The organism is Paraburkholderia sp. BL9I2N2 (assembly GCF_004339745.1).
Taxonomy (GTDB): Bacteria; Pseudomonadota; Gammaproteobacteria; order Burkholderiales; family Burkholderiaceae; genus Paraburkholderia.
The window spans coordinates 206632-224458 of sequence record NZ_SMGP01000005.1; the positions used below are offsets into that span (position 1 = coordinate 206632).

Sequence of the window (17827 nt, forward strand, 5' to 3'; positions counted from 1 at the left end):
AGCGACGGTTGCTGACGGCGGCCAGCGCGGGCGGGTGCGGTTTTCGCGCATAAAGTGCCCGCCGGATCAGGCTCTGGCCGCAGCCGCAGCCGCAGCCGCAGCCGCAGCCGACCGCTTCGCGCCGCGCCCATTCGCAACACTGCCTAATCGATTCACTCGCGATTCACCCGATGACCACATTCCCCACCCTCGACGCGTGGCTCACGCACCTTGAATCCGCGCATCCGGTCGGCATCGACATGGGTCTGGCCCGCATCAGCCAGGTGCGCGACGCGATGCAGTTGTCGTTCGCGTGTCCGGTCATCACGGTCGGCGGCACGAACGGCAAGGGTTCCACGTGCGCGATCCTCGAATCCATTCTGCTGCGCGCCGGGTTCACGGTCGGCTGTCACACGTCGCCACATCTCCTGTCGTTCAACGAGCGCGCGCGGGTGAACGGCGAAATGGCGAGCGACGCGGATCTGCTGCCGCACTTCGAAGCCGTCGAAGCCGCGCGTCTGAGCCTCGCCGAACCGGTCACGCTGACCTACTTCGAATTCACGACGCTCGCGATCATGAGCCTGTTCGCTTCGCGCGGACTGGACGCGGTGATTTTCGAAGTCGGCCTCGGTGGCCGCCTGGACGCGGTCAATATCCTCGATACGGATTGCGCGATCATCACCAGCATCGATATCGATCACACGGAGTATCTCGGCGATACGCGCGAGAAAATCGCCTTCGAAAAGGCCGGCATTTTCCGTCCGGGCAAGCCGGCGATCTGCGCGGACCCGGTGCCGCCACAATCGCTGATCGATTACGCGGAAAAAATCGGCGCTGAATTGTGGCTGTTCGGCCGCGATTTCCGCTACGAGGGCCAAGCGGGCAGCGAGCGCCAGCAATGGAGCTACGTCGGCCCGACCCTGCGGCGTTCGGCGCTGGCCTATCCGGCACTGCGCGGCGCGAACCAGTTGATCAACACGTCGGCGGCGCTCGCCGGTCTTGAGGCGCTGCGTGACCGCTTGCCGGTGTCGGCGCAGGACATCCGCCTCGGCCTCGCCAACGTGGAACTGCCGGGCCGCTTCCAGGTGCTGCCGGGCAAGCCGGCAGTCGTGCTGGATGTCGGCCACAATCCGCATGCGGCCGCGGTGCTGTCGCAAAACCTCGGCAACATGGGCTTCTTCCCGTACACCTACGCGGTGTTCGGCGCGATGCGCGACAAGGACATTGCCGGCGTGCTGGCGCACCTGAAAGGCGAAATCGATCACTGGTGCGTGACCGATTTGCCGACGCCGCGGGCGGCGTCCGCGGAAGAACTCGAAGCGGCCTTGCGCGAGCAGGGCGTGGGCGAGGGCGCCGACAGCAGTGTGACGCGCTACGCCACACCGGCAGAGGCTTTCCAAGACGCGCTAAACCGAGCGTCAGAGAATGATAGAATCGTGGTTTTCGGCAGTTTCTATACGGTAGCAGGCGTGATGGCCTACCGTAAATCGCAGCAACACTGAACGGGCGCCAGGCTCGAACCAAGCGATTCATGGGAATTTTCTCGTTCGGCAAGAAAGACGACGCGCCCACCCGGCGCGGCGCAAATACCAGTTCCACCCGGGCCGCCCGTGGCGAGCGCGTGGAGCGGCGAACCCGCCGCACGGAGCGCACCGTCGACGCCGATGCGATGCTGCTCGACCCTACGTTGCCGGAAAAGCAGCGTGCGCGTCGCCGCCTCGTCGGCGCGATCGCGATGGTCGTGGCGGCGGTCGTCATCCTGCCGATGGTGCTGGACTCGCACCCCAAGCCCGTCACAGACGACATCTCCATCGACATTCCAAACCGTCCGGCGCCGAAGCTTGCCAAAGCCGCGGAAGACACGCAGGCCGGTGTGGCGCCCGATAACCCTGTAACGCCAGACGCGGCACTCGCCGCATCCGGTCTCGCGCCGGCAACGGCAGCCAAGCAAGGCCAATCCAGCGCCGCGAAGCAATCGAGCGCGGAGACGAGCGCAGCGGCGTCCGCGGCCAAGCCGGCGGCGAAACCGCAAGCGCCGTCCGTGGCGGCCAACACTACGCCTGCGGCGCCCGCAACGGCTGCCAAGCCGGCGGCGAAACCGCCGGTCACGCATAACGCCGCGACCGCACCGGCTGCTCAAGCCCCAAGCTCGGATGACACAAACACGGCCGCCAGCGCGGACGCGAATTCCGGTACGCCGGCTTCGCCGCCGGGCAGCCGTTTCGCCGTGCAGCTCGGCGCCTTCGCGAATGACGCCAACGCGCGCAATTGGGCCACCAAGTTGAAAGCGGCGGGTGTGCCCGCATATACCGAACATCGAAAGCAGGCTGACGGCTCCACGCTCACGTTGCTGCGTGCCGGCCCGTTCGCCGACCGTGCAGCGGCAAGCGCCGCCATCGCAAAGGTTCGCGAGGTCGGCTTGACGTCGGGCGCGAACAGCGGCGCTGCACAGTAAGCCAGCGATGTTCACTGCCTTCGACTACGCTGTAATGGCGGTGATCGGTTTGTCGGCGCTGCGCGGCACATGGCGCGGGTTTTTGTCGGAGATATTTGGGCTGATCGGCTGGATTGCGGCGTTTTTCATTGCTTGCCGCTTTGTCGGTTACATCGTGCCGTTCATCCCGTCCAACTGGCCGGGCGGCGCGTTGACCCAATGGCTGCTGGCCTTTGCATTGGTGGTGGTCGGTGTGGTGCTGGTGGCGAGTGTGCTGAACGCCCTTTTGAGCCGCATCGTGCAGGCAACCGGCTTGAGCGGCGTGGACCGCTCGCTCGGTTTGATGTTCGGCCTCGTGCGCGGGGTCATTCTGGTGCTGATTCTGGTCGCCCTGGCTGGCTTGACCGAACTGCCCCAACAGGAATTCTGGCGCAATGCCCTGCTTCGGCCCTATGCGGTCGAGGGCGTGCACGTAATGAAACCGCTGCTTCCCGAGACGCTTGCTGCTTACGTCCGAGTGTGACGATCAGGCGAGTGGCTAGGGAAACGCAGCAGGACTCCGGCGCAAACCGGCTGCCTTTACGTTCGGTCGCATAGCTTCGCGAACGCCCCGAAAGAAGTCTCTCGGGACACCATCGCAGGCAGCGGCCGCCATGACGAATTTCGTACCTTTGAAGGACATGCCATGTGCGGCATCGTAGGCGTAGTTTCCCACTCTCCGGTCAATCAGCTGATCTATGACAGCCTGCTGCTCCTGCAGCACCGCGGTCAGGACGCCGCCGGCATCGCGACAGCGAACGGCAGCAACTTCCACATGCACAAGGCCAACGGCATGGTGCGCGACGTGTTCCGCACGCGCAACATGCGCAGCCTGCCCGGCACCACCGGTATCGGCCAGGTCCGCTACCCGACCGCCGGTTCCGCGTCGAGCGAAGAAGAAGCCCAGCCGTTCTACGTGAACGCGCCGTTCGGCATCATCCTCGCGCACAACGGCAATCTCACGAACTGGCAGCAACTGAAAGATGAGATGTTCCGCATCGATCGCCGCCACATCAATACCAATTCCGACACGGAAGTGATGCTCAACGTGCTCGCGCACGAATTGCAGCTCTCCAGCTCGGGCTTGCAACTCGATCCGGCCGCGCTGTTCAAGGCTGTGTCGGGCGTGCATCGGCGGGTGCGCGGGTCGTACGCGATCGTCTCGCTGATCGCCGGTTACGGTCTGCTGGGCTTCCGTGACCCGTTCGGCATTCGTCCGCTGTGCCTCGGCAAGCAGGAAACGGCGGAAGGCGTCGAGTGGATCCTGGCGTCGGAGTCGGTGGCGATCGAAGGTATCGGCTTCGAGTTCGTGCGCGATGTGGCGCCGGGCGAAGCGATTTTCATCGACATCGAAGGCAATCTGCACTCGCAGCAATGCGCCACGAACCCGAGCCTGAACCCCTGCATTTTCGAACTCGTGTATCTCGCGCGTCCGGACTCGGTGCTCGACGGTGTGCCGGTCTACAACGTGCGTCTGCGCATGGGCGACTACCTCGCCGAGAAAATCAAGCGCGAGCTGCCCGACGTTCCAATCGACGTCGTGATGCCGATTCCCGATTCGTCCCGTCCGGCCGCGATGCAGGTCGCGAAGAAACTGGGCGTGGAATACCGCGAAGGCTTCTTCAAGAACCGTTACGTCGGCCGCACCTTCATCATGCCGGGCCAGGCCGTGCGCAAGAAGTCGGTGCGCCAGAAGCTGAACGCCATGGGCATCGAGTTCAAGGGCAAGAACGTGCTGATCGTCGACGACTCGATCGTGCGCGGCACCACTTCGCATGAAATCGTGCAGATGGCGCGCGATGCCGGCGCGAACAAGGTGATCTTCGCTTCGGCGGCGCCGCCGGTGAAGTTCCCGAACGTCTACGGCATCGACATGCCGACGCGCGGTGAACTCGTCGCCCACGGCCGCTCGGACGACGAAGTCGCGCGCATGATCGGCGCAGACCACCTCGTCTATCAGGACGTCGACGCGCTCAAGCAGGCGGTGCGCGATATCAACCCGGCGCTGAAGGAATTCGAAGCGTCGTGTTTCGACGGCAACTACGTGACCGGCGACGTCACGACCGAGTACCTTGACCGCATCGAAACCGCGCGTCTCGCACCGTCCTCGCAATCGGACCGCGACGCCGCGAGCGAAGCGATCGACGGCGGCGCCCCGGCCCGTTCGCAACTGCATTTGCAACTGTCGGTAGGTTGAGCGCGGCTTGAATGAGGCCGCTCCCGGCGTGGCGCGCTGCACGCCGCGCCGGGAGCGTGTTAGCATGACGGCTTGCGTCGATTTGAACTCAGCTTGCGGACGCGGGGCAACCCGAAACAGCTAAAGCGAATGGTGGAAAAGCCGCATTCATCTACCTCCGCTCCAGCTTTCCCCCGCACATGAAGCCCGCTTATGCCGACGCAAAAGCGGGCTTTTTTGTTGCTGCCGTCCGGCTTGATACGCGCGTCCCAGTTCATCTGAGACGCAAACGCCGAACGCAGCCATGGAACATTGGAAACCAGAACCAACATGGACGACTCCCTGAACTTCGACACGCTGGCAGTCCGCTCGGGCACGGTGCGCAGCGACTTCAACGAGCATTCGGAAGCGATTTTCCTGACCTCGAGCTTCGTGTTCGCGAGTGCCGCGGACGCCGCAGAAAAATTCAAGAATTCCGAAGACAACTACACCTACTCGCGCTTCACGAACCCGACCGTCTCGATGTTCCAGGATCGTCTGGCCGCGCTCGAAGGCGGCGAAGCCTGCATGGCGACGGCGTCGGGCATGGCCGCGATCATGTCGGTGGTGATGTCGGCGTTGCAGGCGGGCGACCATCTGGTCAGCTCGCAGGCGCTGTTCGGTTCGACGCTCGGCATGTTCTCGCAGATCTTCAGCAAGTTCGGCATCACGACCACGTTCGTCGATCCGACCGATCTGGACGCGTGGAAAAACGCGGTGCGCCCGGAGACGAAGATGTTTTTCCTCGAAACGCCGTCGAATCCGCTGACCGAAGTCGCCGATATCGAGGCGATCAGCAAGATCGCCAAGGCGTCGAATGCGCTGTTCGTGGTCGACAACTGTTTCTGCAGCCCGGCCTTGCAGCAGCCGCTGAAGCTCGGCGCGGACGTCGTGATGCATTCGGCCACCAAGTTCCTCGACGGTCAGGGCCGCGTGCTCGGCGGCGCGCTGGTCGGCACGAAGCAGTTCATCATGGAAAAGGTGTTCCCGTTCGTCCGCAGCGCCGGGCCGACGTTGTCCGCGTTCAACGCCTGGGTGTTGCTCAAGGGCATGGAAACGCTGTCGCTGCGCGTTGAAAAGCAGTCGGCGAATGCGCTCGAAATCGCGCACTGGCTGGAAACGCATCCGGCCGTGAATCGCGTGTTCTATCCGGGGCTCGAATCGCATCCGCAGCACGCGCTGGCCATGCGTCAGCAGAAGGCGGGCGGCGCGATTCTCTCGTTCGAATTGAAGGGCGACACGCCGGAGCAGATGCGCGCGAATGCATGGCGGGTGATCGACAACACGAAGATCTGCTCGATCACCGGCAATCTTGGCGATACGCGCACCACCATCACGCATCCGGCCACGACCACGCATGGTCGCGTGACGCCGGAAGCGCGCGCGGCGGCGGGGATCAGCGAAGGCTTGATTCGTCTTGCAGTCGGTCTGGAAAATGCCGGCGATATCCGCGGCGATCTGGAGCGCGGTCTCGCGGGTTGAGCGAGGTTCGAGCGAAGGCTCAATGAAGGACAGGCGGGCCGCTCGGGCGGCTCGCGCAGTGAAACTCAGTGCAGTGAAAACTCAGTGGCGCAACGCGCGCCACTGACCGGGCGCCAGCCCGAAACGCCGTGTGAACGCGTGCGTGTAGGCGCTCTGATCGCCGAAGCCGATGTCCAGCGCGATATCCGTCAACGAAAGGCGCGGATCGGCGAGCAGCGTGATCGACGTATCGAGCCGCAGCCGCTGCAAATAGCGATGCGGCGTCTCGCCGAAGGCCTCGATAAAAAGCTGATGAAAGCGCCGCATGCCGAAGCCGCAATGCGCGGCGAGGTCGGCGATCCGCAAAGGCTCCGATAAATGCGCGCGCAGCCAGCGGTCGATACGCGCAAAGTCGAGACCCGCGCCGGCTGCCTGGGCGCCGGCCGTGGTGCCCGCATCGGCCACCAACGCCGCGCCGAGGCGCGCGGCTGCGTCCCAATGAAAACGCCGCGTATCCAGATCGTCGCCCAGAACGCCGCCGGTAGCGTGCGCCGCGATGCGATGCACGAGTTGCGCAAGCGAGCCTTCCACGGAGACGGGCCGCGCGCGGTCGAACAAACGCTCCGGCACGGCCAGCGAAGTGGCCGGCAAATCCAGCACCAACTGCCGGTTCTCGCCGACGCCCGCGTAATCGTGCCGCGCGCCCGCCGGGATGAGCCAGGCGGTACTGGCGTCGAGCCGTTGTGCGACGCCGTTCACCGCCATCACCATCGCGCCGTCGAGCCCGAGCACGACCTGGTGAAAGTCGTGCACGTCCGACGCTTCGATCGCGCCGTAGCGGCGCAGCGAAACGGTAGGAGCGGTAACGGCGGCGTGGCTCATCGACGGGTGCGCGGTGACAGAACTGCGAAAAGCTTAGACGCCGAGCAATTCGACTTCGAACACGAGCGTGGCGTTCGGCGGAATCACGCCGCCCGCGCCGCGCACGCCGTAGCCGAGTTGCGGCGGAATAGTCAGCTTGCGCGTGCCGCCGACCTTCATGCCTTGCACGCCTTCGTCCCAGCCCTTGATGACCATGCCGCCGCCCAGCACGAAAGCGAACGGGTCATTGCGGTCCTTGCTCGAGTCGAACTTCTGGCCATCGGTCAGCCAGCCGGTGTAGTGCACGCTGACGGTCTTGCCGGCCACCGCTTCGGCGCCGGTGCCTTCAACGATGTCTTCGTACTTCAAGCCGGATTCGGTAGTCACAGTCGACATGTGTCGCTCCTCAGGTCAAAAACGTAAAAACCGACATTGTAGGCGTGTTGGCGCCGCATGCCGAGGATTGCCGCGTGGCACGCGGATTGCGTGCTGATTGGCCGTCCGGCCAGGCTGGTGGCGCCGGACGGCATGCCTATAATGGGGCTTCTTTCAATCATCATGCACTGCCTGAGAGGGCTCGATCGTGACAACGTCTTCAACCGGGACTACCGGCGAAAAGCCGGTGCCTTCCGGCTTCGCCGTATCCGAACGTACCGCGCATCTCCGCGCGGAAACCGCGCTGTTCATGCGTGACCATGTGCTCTCGCTGGTGTCGCACGATCTGCGCGGTCCGTTGAATGCCATTCATAGCTGGGCGTACGTGCTGGAGCGCAAGCTCGACGCGAACGACCCCAACGCGCAGCGTGCCGTCACCGGCATTCGCAATGGCGTGGACCAGCAGGTCAAGTTGCTCGAGACGATCGTCGACGCCACGCGCGCCGAAACCAAATCGCTGGCGCTTGCCTATGCGTCATTCCCGCTGCATCCGCTGCTCGATGAAACCGTGGAAGAAGTCCGCTCGGGTCTGGCCCGGACGCGCGGTGTGGAAGTCACGCTCGACTCGCAACTCGCCACCGAGCAGCTCAACGGCGACCGCGAGCGCCTTGCCGCCGCGCTATGGCTGATGCTGACGTTCGCGGTCGAAACGAGCCCGGAAGGCGCCACGGTCGTCCTGTCCACGAAAGCCGACACGAGCGCATGGCACGCCAGCCTCGCGTACGACACGAACAGCGCCGCGTTGCAGGATCCCGCGTTGCCCCATGTGCTCGAAGCGTTTGCCCGCAAGCAGGCGCGCGAGCCGCGCGAGGCGAAACGCATCGCGTGGGTGCTGGCGCTGTGCAAACGCGTCGCGGAAGCGCACGGCGGCAGTTTCGAGCAAGTCGACGCGGCCGGCAGCGAGCCGGGCGGCAACGCTACGGCCACGCTTGCGCTACGCATCCCGCTGAGCGCAACAGCACCAAAGTGAACGGTTGGACTCAACCACTTCGTTTGCGCGATTCAGATTTCACCGAGCTTTCACCCTCTATACTGACAACTTTTGTTGCCGGAGCCTTTCGCTTTGATCCAGGTCGTCGCCCTTATCGGTGCGTTGTTTCTCGTTGCCCTCAACGGTTTCTTTGTTGCCGCTGAGTTCGGTCTGGTCAAACTGCGGCAGACGCGCGTGCAAAGCCTTGCCGCCAAACATGGCATGCGCGGACGTCTGCTGGGCAAGGTGCACGGCCGCCTCGACGCCTATCTGTCCGCCTGTCAGCTCGGCATTACCCTCGCGTCGCTCGGACTCGGCTGGATCGGCGAGCCCGCCTTCGCGGAACTGCTCACGCCGCTCTTCACGCTGCTCGGCGTGGAATCGGAGAAGCTGATCCACGGCATTTCGCTGTTCTTCGCGTTCTCGTGTATTTCGTTCCTGCATATCGTGGTGGGCGAACTGGCGCCGAAGTCGTTGGCGATTCGTGAGGCGGAGAAGGTTTCGCTCTGGGCCGCTACGCCGTTGTACGGCTTCTACTGGGCCATGTATCCGGCGATCTGGGTGCTCAATACGAGCGCGAATGCCGTGCTCAAACTCGCCGGGCTCGACGCCGATCACGGCCACGACTCGCACTACTCAACCGACGAACTCAAGCTGATCCTGCGCGGCCGCCGCGCCAACGTCGCAACGGAACTGGGTTCGCCGGACGGTGCCTACAGTCAGGACGAGTGGAACACGATCGCGCACTCGCTGGATTTTTCGCGCATGACGGTGTCGGACCTCATGCGTCCGGCCTACGAAATGGTCGGTTTGCGGCGCGATCTGCCGTTGCGCGAAAACATGCAGGTGGTGGCGCGGCATCGCTTCAGCCGCTATCCGCTGTTCGAAGACGCATCGGGCGAACGCGTGGCCGGCATGATCCATTTGAAGGATCTGCTGCTGGCCCGCCATGCGGGCAGCACGCTCGACGATCTCTCCAAATACGCGCGGCCCGTGCAGTACGTGACGCCGGAGATGCCGGCGCTCGAACTGTTTCGCCGCTTCCGCAAGGGTGCGCCGCACTTCGCGCTGGTCGGCCACAAGCGTTCGAAGCCGATCGGGTTCCTGACGCTCGACAATCTGCTCGGCGCACTGGTCGGCCAGATCCACGACGAATTCCGTCAAGGCGACGCCGACTGGACGCGCATGGACGACGGCACCTTGATGGGCAAGGGCAGCTTGCCGGTGGTGTCGCTGGAACGCGCGTTGGGGATCGACATCGACGAAGGCAAGGCCGAATCGGTCGGCGGCCTCGTGATTCAGGCGCTCAACGATCTGCCCACCGAAGGGCAGCGCGTCGAGTTCGACCGCTTCGACGTCGTCGTCAAGAAGATGAAAGGACCGCGGATCGTGCTCGTGCGCGTCTATCCGAAAACCTTCGATGACGAAGGCGGCTAAGCCGCGATAGCGCTGCAACACGCCACAGGTAGAATTGGCGTCCACACCATTGGGGGCGACATGGGATATCTGTTGGTGCTGTGCGTCGGGTTGCTGGCCGGCACGCTGAGCGGCGTGGTCGGCACCGGCTCGTCGATGATGCTGATGCCCGTTCTCGTGATGCTGTTCGGTCCGCAACAGGCGGTGCCGATCATGGCGATCGCCGCGATCATGGGCAACTTCGGCAAGGTCCTCGCGTGGTGGCGCGAGATCGACTGGCGGGCGTGCGGCGCCTACTGCGTGACCGCCGTGCCGGGCGCGGCACTCGGTGTGCGCACGCTGCTTGCGTTGCCGCCGCACGCGGTCGAAATTGCTTTGGGTTTGTTCTTCGTCGCGATGGTGCCCACGCGGCGCTGGCTCGCGCGCCGGGATATCAAGTTCTCTTTGTGGCAGCTTTCCCTGATCGGCGGCGTCGTGGGTTTTCTTACCGGGATCGTCGTGTCCACCGGGCCGATCACAGTGCCGGTGTTCATGTCTTACGGCCTCGTAAAGGGCGCTTTTCTCGCGACCGAAGCGGCGGGCTCCTTGACTGTCTATGCCGCCAAAGTCGCAGTCTTCAATCATTTCGGCGCGTTGCCTTTGCATGTGGTGATCGATGGCTTGATCACCGGCTCTGCGCTCATGGTCGGCTCGTTTGCCGCGCGGCTGATTGTGGTTCGTATGAGCCCCTCGACCTTCAAACTGGTCGTCGACGGCTTGATGTTGTCTTCGGGACTTTCACTGTTGTGGGCAGCGGGACGCTAGGTTAGCCGACAGAAGCCTGAAACACGTCATCGGCCCTTCCCTTGATTTTTCACATCCTGATTGTACAAAGGGCGCGTGTGGCGGGACACGAAGAGCAGAGCACTTCAGCGGAATAACGCCTCATTCCGACCAGGTCCATAAAAAAGGCGGCGAGAGCACATACGCTCCAACCGCCTTCGCCCAGAAGATCAAGAGGATCAACTACGCGGCACGCCGTCCTCCACCAACACAGCGATCGGCATCGCGCCGAGCGCATCGCGCAGATACAGCAGACCGTTTTCATCGACCTTCGGCGCAGCGGGACTCAGCCAGTCGAACAGCGCTCGCGCGGATAGATCGGACGGCATCTCCAGCGCCGTGTCCTCCCATTTCGCGGGATCGACCATCGGCAAATCGCCATCGTCACCGAGCAAGCCGGCCGCGAGCCGGCTCGCTATCACCACGGCCCACGCATTGCCATGCCGCCGCGCAAACGCGATTACACTCGACGCGTGCTTCCCGCGCACGGCGAGCGGCAGATACTCGCTCTGGCTCAGCAACTCCGGCAAATGCGCTCGCAACGCGAGCACGCGCTGCACCACCGCGAGCTTCACGCGTCCATCGCGCCAGCTCGGCAGGAATTCCGACGGCGGCGTCTGTACGAGCCACGCCTCGCGCTTGGCGAAATCGACGGGTCTGCGGTTGTCCGGATCGACCAGACTGAAGTCCCATAACTCGGTGCCCTGATAAAGATCGGGAATCCCAGGCGATGCCAGCCGCAACACGGTTTGTTGCAAGCTATTGAGCGCGCCGGCGCGGCCGATTCTCGTGACGAACGCGGACAACGCCTTCAGGAAGCCGTCACGCCGCTGCGGTGCGAGGATGTCGAACAGGAAATCGCGACAGGCGGCCTCGTACCCTTCGTCGGGCGCGAGCCAGTTGGTTTGCAGCTTGGCTTCGCGCAGCGCCTTCAATTGCCATTGCGCGACGCGCTCGGCCAGTTCCTTCACGCCGGCTTCATCGTCTGGTTGCAAATCCGGCGGCCAGCAGCCCACCAGTGTTTGATAGAGCATTGCTTCGGCGGCGGGGCCGGGCGCCCAGTGGTAGGTCGTGTCCTGGCCGACGCTGCTGACGGGTTTGCCGTCGAACGCGCGACGATGCGGCGCATTCAACGTGGACCACGCGCGCAACGTCGCGCTCCAGTCCTGCGCGATCTCGCTCAACACAGCGAGCCGCGCACGCACGTCTTCGCCGCGTTTGTGATCGTGCGTGGCCGTTGCGAGCATCGCGTGCGGGAAGTGCTGCGAACGCTCCAGATTCGCCGCGTGAAACGCTTCGACCGACAGCGCGAATTCGCCCGGGTCCGAGCCGACTTCATTGCGCGACAACAGCCGGCCATAGCGATAGCACGCCGTATCTTCGACCGCCTTTGCGGCAACCGGCGCGGTCAGTTGTGAAAACAGCGTCTGCGCGGTGCGTCGCGCGGAACCGGCATGGCTTGGCGGTGTGCCGTTCTGGCCTTGTTGCTGCGGTGCGCCGCTTCGTCCGGGCGGCGGTTCTTCCGCGCTACCGCCGAGCCACGCATTCACGCGATCGAGCGCGACAAGATCCGCGCGCGAAAGCGTCTGTCGCGCGCCCTCCAAAGCCTGCTCGAAATAGACGTTATCTGCCGCGCTACGCAGACCGTTCTGCGGATAGATTCGATACACCGGAAAATGCACGACCAGTTCGGTCAACACACGCCGCAGCGTAGTGAAGGTGAAATCGCGCGTGGTCAGCGAATCGCGGGCAATGCGATGCAACGCGCGCGCCGCGCGGTCGAGTTCCGCCGACAGGTTTTCCGCGAGAATCTTGCGGCGCGCGATTAGCGCTTCGTCTGCAAAACGGGGGCTGCGGCCGGTCAGTTCGGCCCACGTTTGTGCGAGCGGTTCGGCGCCCGCCGGATCGTGCAGCAACGCGCCGACGTCGCTCATGAAATCGTAGCCGGTCGTGCCGTCCACGGGCCAATCGTCGCGCAGCGGTTCGCCGCGGCCGAGAATCTTTTCGACCACCACATATGGCGCGGTATCGCGCAGTTCCGTGAGACGCTGACGCAAACGCTGACAGTATTCACGCGGCTCGGCGAGGCCGTCGACGTGATCGATCCGCAAGCCGTCCACCACGCCTTCCTGGTACAGACGGAAAGGCAGCGCATGCACGGCCTCGAACACTTCGGGCCGTTCCACGCGCACACCGGCGAGTGTCGAGATGTCGAAGAATCGCCGCCAGTTCACCTCGTCGGACGCGGTGCGCCACCACGCCAGGCGGAAGTGCTGCCGCTCGATCAGCCGATGCAGTCGGTCACGCGTCACCGGATCGTCAGGGGCATACGCCTGCAGCGCGATTTCGATCGCCGAGGCACCGTTTTGTGCGACGAACTCGCGCAGCATGTCGCGGCCTTCAGCGGCGCGCGGATGATCGGTCGGTTGCGTCGTGAGTCCGTGGAAGCGCTCGGCGAGCGCGTTGAGATCGGCGCGGTCGGCGCGTTGCAGAATCGACGCGTAATCGGTTGGGCACACGGGAAACACGTGCGGGCCGTAGCCGATATAAAAGCGCCCGATGTCGGCCGCGAAATGCAGCGCGATGCGGCCTGCCGCGAGTTCCTCGCCGTACGGCGCGCCGAGTGTGGGCACCAGCACCTTGCCGCGCAAGGCGGGATCGGGCGAATGCCAGTCCACGTCGAAGTGCCGCGCATAAGCGCTATGACGGCCCCATTCGAGGATGTCGAGCCACCACGCGTTGCTCGATCCGCCGACGCCCATATGATTGGGCACGGTGTCGATGATCAGCCCCATGTTATGCGCGCGCAGTTTGTCGACGAGGCGCTTCAGGCTCGCCTCGCCGCCGCACTCGGCGCTGACCTGGGTGTAGTCGACGGTGTCGTAGCCGTGCATCGAGCCCGGTTCGGCCGTCGTAATCGGCGACGCGTACACGTGGCTGATGCCGAGCGCGGCGAAGTAATCGACGTGCTTCGCGGCATCGTCGAAGGTGAAGCCTCGGTGAAACTGGAGGCGAAGCGTGGAGCGCGGGACGGTCATGGCGTATCAGGCTCCGAAGAAGCGTTGGCGGAAGGAACCGGGGCGGTCGCGGCGCGGCGCGCGCGATCGACCGCGAGCAGCCGGTCGCAGAAAGTGTCGTCCTCGAACAGTTCGTCGATCGGCACGCTCACGCGGCGCCGCCAGTTCGGATGCTCGTCGATCGAGCCGGGCAGATTCGGCTGCTCGACTTGCGCAAGCAGATCCTCGAGCGGAAACGTGACCAGCGGGCCGGGCGTCGCGGCCACGAAGGCGAGCGCTTCGTCCACGGGCGCGCGGTCGGGCGGCGGCGCCGCGACGTCGGGCGCGGCCACGCCCGCTTGCTGGAACGCGCGCCACAACTCGGCGCGGTCTTGCGCGCGCACTTCCTGGGCCGCTTCCTCGGGATCGCGGCCGTCAGCGCGCGCCATCGTCTGGCCGATCCTGTTGCGCCACGTGATGTCGCTGCCGCGCCACCAGCCGGCGACCGTCGGCAAATCGTGCGTGGTCGTCGTGCCGACCGCATTGCAGTCCCAAGCCGAAGGCGGCTTGAATCCTTTGCCGTCGTGCGCGCCCTCGAACCACAGCACGCGAATCCCGGCGATGCCGTGCTCTTCGAGCCGCTCGCGAAAACCGGGCGGCACGGTGCCGAGATCTTCGCCGATCACGATCGCGCGATGCCGCCACGATTCGAGCGCGATCAAACGCAGCAGGTCTTCGAGCGGGTAGCGCAAATAAGCGCCGTTACGCGCGCTTTCGCCTTCTGGTACGAGCCACAGCCGCCGCAAGCCGAGAATGTGATCGATGCGGATGCCGCCGGCATGCGCGAACGCCGCGCGCAACATGTCGATGAAAGCGGAAAAGCCCTGCGTGCGCATGGCGCGCGGCGAGAACGTGGTGAGTCCCCACGCCTGGCCGGCCTGATTGAACAGATCCGGCGGCGCGCCGACCGATACGCCCTGCAGCATGTCGTCGCGATACGACCATGCATGGCTGCCGGCGCTATCGCATCCCACCGCGAGATCGGCGATCAGGCCGACCGCCATGCCGGCATCGCGCGCCGCATGTTGCGCGTGCGACAAACCCTTGGCGGCGAGCCATTGCAGAAACAGATGAAAATCGACCTCATGACGATTGGCCTCGGCGAAGGCTTCGACTTCCGGGCTGCGCGGATCGCGCAATGCCTCGGGCCAGTTGCGCCAATGTCCGTTGCCGCCTTCTTGCGAGAGTTGCGCCGCCTGCAGCGCTTCGAAACGCGCGTGATCTTCGAGCGCGCGCCCGGCGCGTTCGCAGAAGCCGTGAAATTCCAGCGCGCGCGGCGTGTGCTGCGCGCGTTCGTGCGTGCAGAAATGCTCGTACAGCGTGCGCAAGACTTTCAGCTTCAGCACGACCGCGTTCGGCCAGTCGATCAGCGGCAAGCGTTCGAGTTTCGACCATGTGTCGCCGGCCTGTGCGGCTTCGAGCGCGGCATGGGCCGCATCCGCGCCGAACACGGCGGCGGGATCGATATGCGTGACGTTCAACCACAAACGCGACGACGGCGAATATGGACTGAAGCGCTCCGGCTCCGCGCTGAACATCGCATGAGTCGGGCTGACGGCGAGCGCGTGCGCGCCACGCTTCGCGCTTCCGACGGCGATTTGCGCAAGCGCCGAATAGTCGCCGATGCCGCCGTCGCCGGTGCGGCGCAAGCCGTATAACTGCGCGGCGATGCCCCACAGCGGCGGCGTGGGCCTGTTGTCGCCGCTGTCATCGTCGTTGTGCAGCGTGCGCCAGGCGTCGGCGACCGTATAGCAGCGCGGCGGCGCCACGGCCAGCGTCACGCGTTGATCGTTGATCACGAGCGTGTGATAGCCGGCCTCGTCGATCGGTGCGAGCAACGCTTCCTCGCCTTTGGGAGCAGTAAACCTGCCGTCGATGATCGAGCCGCTTTCAAGCTCGATCCGATAATGGATGCCGGATTTGATCGCCGCGACGTGCAAGGCAATGCCGCGCCCGACTTCCGCGGTCATCAGCGGCGGAAGTTTGCGGCCCGACAATTCTGCTTCCAGCGCGGCAGTGCTTTGGCGGATTTGCGTGGCGTTGCCGCACGGCAAACCCATCCGCTCGAGCAGCACGGCGAGTGTGGTCTCAGGCACATGCTGCGTCGTATGGTGCGCGTCCTGCCACTCCACCTCGAAGCCGGCGCGCGAGGCGAGAGTGACGATCGTGTTGTTAGGGCGTCGGGTAGTCACGCGTGGCGCTCCTGTTGGCCCGCAATGCGAGCATCGTGGCCGATGGCGTAGTCGCAGACGTCGCCGGTCAGCCACGCGACGAACGTGTACGGCGGCAACACCTTGACGTCGATCTGTTCGCGCACGCGTGGCGGCGTTTCGAAAATCACCTTGCCGGCCGGAATTTCGGCGCACGCCACGTTCTCTTTCGAGAGATTCAGCGCGACCGATAACGTCTCGCCGTCGCAGAGTTTCCAGCGCGCGATCAGCGCATTGGCGTCGCCGCCATTCGCCGCGGTCAGCACGATCACGCCGCACGACTTGCTATGTTGCAGGCGCGGGGTAATCAGTTTGGCGCGCACAGCGAGCGCGGATTTGTAGAAGTGCATCCAGTCGAGGCGGTCTTTCGCTTCATCGCCTTCGTGATTCGGCGCTGTGTGCGACGCCGCCGGCGACGATGCCGCGAACGTCTTCACGTCGTTCGGATCGGGAATCTGCGCGCGGCGTTTCTCGTCGCTGAACGAGGAAAAGCGCGCGAATTCGCGGCGCCGTCCTTCGCGGACCGCGTCGGCGAGATCGCCGGCGTAGTCGGTGAAGAACAGGAAGGGTCGTGTGGAGCCGTACTCCTCGTCCATGAAGAGCAGCGGGATTTGCGGCGACAACAGAAGCAGGCCGGTGGCGGCGCGCAACGCGTCGTCCGAGGTCAGTTTGCGCAGCCGCTCGCCGAACGCGCGGTTGCCGATCTGATCGTGATTCTGCAGGAACATCACGAACGAAGTGGGCGGCAGATGACCGCTCGCTTCGCCGCGCGGTTTGCCGTCGTGTATCGGCGAAGGGTCGCCCTGATAGGCGAAGCCTTCCGATAGGACGCGCGCGAGACGGCGGATCGGCTGGTCTTCGTACGCGTGGTAATAGCCTTCCGTTTCGCCGGTCAGCAGCACGTGCAAGGTGTTGTGCGCGTCGTCGTTCCATTGCGCGTCGAAATGCGTTTCCAGCAGGCTCGCGTTGTTGTGCTCGTTTTCCAGCACCAGATGCACGTGCCGGCCGTGCTGCACTTTGGCGCGGATATGATCGGACAATTCGCGCAGCCACGCGTGGTTGTCGATAGCGTGCACCGCGTCGAAACGCAGCCCGTCGAGACGATATTCGTTGATCCAGTAGACGGCGTTATCCGTGAAGAAGTCGCTCACTTCGCTGCGCTCGAAATCGATCGCCGGGCCCCACGGCGTGTGCGTGCCTTCGCGGAAAAATGAGCGGGCGTACTGGTGCAGATAGTTGCCGTCCGGGCCGAAGTGGTTATAGACCACGTCGAGAAACACCATGAGGCCGAGACCGTGCGCGGCATCGATCAGCGCTTTCAGATCTTCTGGGCGGCCGTAGGCGGAATCGGGCGCATACGGCAACACGCCGTCGTAGCCCCAATTGTGCTTGCCGGGGAAGTCGTTCAACGGCATCAGTTCGATGGCGGTGACGCCGAGCGCGGCGAGTTCCGGCAGGCGCTTCTGCACACCTGCATAACCGCCCATTGCGCCGACGTGCAACTCGTACAACACCGTTTCTTCCCAAGGCCGGCCATGCCAGTTCGTGTGTTCCCAACGGTACGCGCGCGGATCGATGACTTCGCTCGGCCCATGCACGTCTTGCGGCTGAAAGCGCGACGCCGGATCGGGCACCGCATGCTCGCCATCTAACCTGAAGCGGTACAGCGTGCCCGCGCCGCCGTCGACGCTTGCTTCGAACCAGCCGTTACCGGCGGGCGTCATATCGTGCGTGCCTTGGGCAGGGCCGTTTTCGATTTCCACCTGGACGTGTTGGCAGGAAGGCGCCCAAAAGCGAAACCGCGTGCGCGGCTTCGTGCCCGTCGCGCCTAGCAACTGCGCGCCGAACGGCAAACAGTGCGCGTGATGATGCGCATGAGGATCAATCGGACTTTCGGACATGATTCGTCACCATTCAGTTTTGCTTTCG

General features: G+C 64.4%; 14 protein-coding genes. 8 read left to right on the forward strand and 6 right to left on the reverse strand.

Features of this window, described 5'->3' with window-relative positions:
- The first annotated feature begins 170 nt into the window (after positions 1 to 170).
- The 4 genes from folC (at position 171) to purF (ending at position 4649) form a co-directional block, all read left to right on the forward strand.
- A complete protein-coding gene (folC, locus tag B0G74_RS42595; RefSeq protein ID WP_132383638.1) occupies positions 171 to 1481 on the forward strand; it encodes a bifunctional tetrahydrofolate synthase/dihydrofolate synthase in 1311 nt (436 codons plus the stop codon).
- 29 nt (positions 1482 to 1510) lie between these two features.
- The gene (locus tag B0G74_RS42600) at positions 1511 to 2434 is read left to right on the forward strand and encodes an SPOR domain-containing protein (protein WP_132383640.1); all 924 of its coding nucleotides are present in this window, start codon (positions 1511 to 1513) and stop codon (positions 2432 to 2434) included.
- Positions 2435 to 2441: 7 nt separating this feature from the next.
- Positions 2442 to 2936: a CvpA family protein gene (locus tag B0G74_RS42605; protein WP_132383642.1), complete on the forward strand. Its 495-nt coding sequence runs from the start codon at positions 2442 to 2444 to the stop codon at positions 2934 to 2936.
- A 162-nt stretch (positions 2937 to 3098) separates the two neighbouring features.
- Positions 3099 to 4649 (forward strand): amidophosphoribosyltransferase, encoded by a 1551-nt coding sequence (gene purF / locus B0G74_RS42610; RefSeq protein WP_132383644.1) that lies wholly within the window; start codon positions 3099 to 3101, stop codon positions 4647 to 4649.
- A gap of 59 nt (positions 4650 to 4708) precedes the next feature.
- Here the strand turns inward: purF and B0G74_RS42615 are convergent, their stop codons facing one another.
- A complete protein-coding gene (locus B0G74_RS42615) occupies positions 4709 to 4960 on the reverse strand; it encodes a hypothetical protein (protein ID WP_132383646.1) in 252 nt (83 codons plus the stop codon).
- On the opposite strand from B0G74_RS42615, the gene B0G74_RS42620 reads away from it, so the two are divergent.
- Complete coding sequence (locus B0G74_RS42620) at positions 4959 to 6149, forward strand: O-succinylhomoserine sulfhydrylase (protein ID WP_132383648.1); 1191 nt, start codon at positions 4959 to 4961, stop codon at positions 6147 to 6149. The genes B0G74_RS42615 and B0G74_RS42620 overlap by 2 nt on opposite strands.
- Positions 6150 to 6230: 81 nt before the next feature.
- Here the strand turns inward: B0G74_RS42620 and B0G74_RS42625 are convergent, their stop codons facing one another.
- Together B0G74_RS42625 and B0G74_RS42630 are read right to left on the reverse strand one after the other, a co-directional pair.
- Positions 6231 to 7010: an AraC family transcriptional regulator gene (locus B0G74_RS42625; RefSeq protein ID WP_132383650.1), complete on the reverse strand. Its 780-nt coding sequence runs from the start codon at positions 7008 to 7010 to the stop codon at positions 6231 to 6233.
- 33 nt (positions 7011 to 7043) lie between these two features.
- On the reverse strand, positions 7044 to 7385 hold the full coding sequence (locus B0G74_RS42630) for an FKBP-type peptidyl-prolyl cis-trans isomerase (protein ID WP_027803023.1): 342 nt from the start codon (positions 7383 to 7385) through the stop codon (positions 7044 to 7046).
- 187 nt (positions 7386 to 7572) lie between these two features.
- On the opposite strand from B0G74_RS42630, the gene B0G74_RS42635 reads away from it, so the two are divergent.
- The 3 genes from B0G74_RS42635 (at position 7573) to B0G74_RS42645 (ending at position 10614) form a co-directional block, all read left to right on the forward strand.
- Complete coding sequence (locus B0G74_RS42635; RefSeq protein WP_132383652.1) at positions 7573 to 8394, forward strand: HAMP domain-containing sensor histidine kinase; 822 nt, start codon at positions 7573 to 7575, stop codon at positions 8392 to 8394.
- A 93-nt stretch (positions 8395 to 8487) separates the two neighbouring features.
- Positions 8488 to 9831, forward strand: coding sequence for a hemolysin family protein (locus B0G74_RS42640; protein WP_132383654.1), 1344 nt, complete (start codon positions 8488 to 8490; stop codon positions 9829 to 9831).
- 60 nt (positions 9832 to 9891) lie between these two features.
- Positions 9892 to 10614 (forward strand): sulfite exporter TauE/SafE family protein, encoded by a 723-nt coding sequence (locus B0G74_RS42645; protein ID WP_132383656.1) that lies wholly within the window; start codon positions 9892 to 9894, stop codon positions 10612 to 10614.
- Between the two features lie 197 nt (positions 10615 to 10811).
- Here B0G74_RS42645 and treY read toward each other — a convergent pair whose 3' ends face one another.
- From treY to treZ, 3 genes are read right to left on the reverse strand one after another with little or no spacing between them, the layout of a single operon-like run.
- Positions 10812 to 13670, reverse strand: coding sequence for a malto-oligosyltrehalose synthase (gene treY / locus B0G74_RS42650; RefSeq protein WP_132383658.1), 2859 nt, complete (start codon positions 13668 to 13670; stop codon positions 10812 to 10814).
- A complete protein-coding gene (gene malQ / locus B0G74_RS42655) occupies positions 13667 to 15880 on the reverse strand; it encodes a 4-alpha-glucanotransferase (protein WP_132383660.1) in 2214 nt (737 codons plus the stop codon). Before malQ ends, treY begins: the two co-directional genes overlap by 4 nt.
- Entirely contained in the window at positions 15877 to 17799 is a 1923-nt protein-coding gene (gene treZ, locus B0G74_RS42660) for a malto-oligosyltrehalose trehalohydrolase (RefSeq protein ID WP_132383662.1), read from the reverse strand. Before treZ ends, malQ begins: the two co-directional genes overlap by 4 nt.
- Positions 17800 to 17827: the final 28 nt, after the last annotated feature.

Excerpts from the sequence above, each read along its gene's own strand:
- B0G74_RS42625 (WP_132383650.1), bottom strand. The coding sequence starts at position 7,010 with ATGAGCCACGCCGCCGTTACCGCTCCTACCGTTTCGCTGCGCCGCTAC.
- purF (WP_132383644.1), top strand. The coding sequence starts at position 3,099 with ATGTGCGGCATCGTAGGCGTAGTTTCCCACTCTCCGGTCAATCAGCTG.
- B0G74_RS42605 (WP_132383642.1), top strand. The coding sequence starts at position 2,442 with ATGTTCACTGCCTTCGACTACGCTGTAATGGCGGTGATCGGTTTGTCG.
- B0G74_RS42630 (WP_027803023.1), bottom strand. The coding sequence starts at position 7,385 with ATGTCGACTGTGACTACCGAATCCGGCTTGAAGTACGAAGACATCGTT.
- B0G74_RS42620 (WP_132383648.1), top strand. The coding sequence starts at position 4,959 with ATGGACGACTCCCTGAACTTCGACACGCTGGCAGTCCGCTCGGGCACG.
- B0G74_RS42615 (WP_132383646.1), bottom strand. The coding sequence starts at position 4,960 with ATGTTGGTTCTGGTTTCCAATGTTCCATGGCTGCGTTCGGCGTTTGCG.
- B0G74_RS42645 (WP_132383656.1), top strand. The coding sequence starts at position 9,892 with ATGGGATATCTGTTGGTGCTGTGCGTCGGGTTGCTGGCCGGCACGCTG.
- folC (WP_132383638.1), top strand. The coding sequence starts at position 171 with ATGACCACATTCCCCACCCTCGACGCGTGGCTCACGCACCTTGAATCC.
- treZ (WP_132383662.1), bottom strand. The coding sequence starts at position 17,799 with ATGTCCGAAAGTCCGATTGATCCTCATGCGCATCATCACGCGCACTGT.
- treY (WP_132383658.1), bottom strand. The coding sequence starts at position 13,670 with ATGACCGTCCCGCGCTCCACGCTTCGCCTCCAGTTTCACCGAGGCTTC.
- B0G74_RS42600 (WP_132383640.1), top strand. The coding sequence starts at position 1,511 with ATGGGAATTTTCTCGTTCGGCAAGAAAGACGACGCGCCCACCCGGCGC.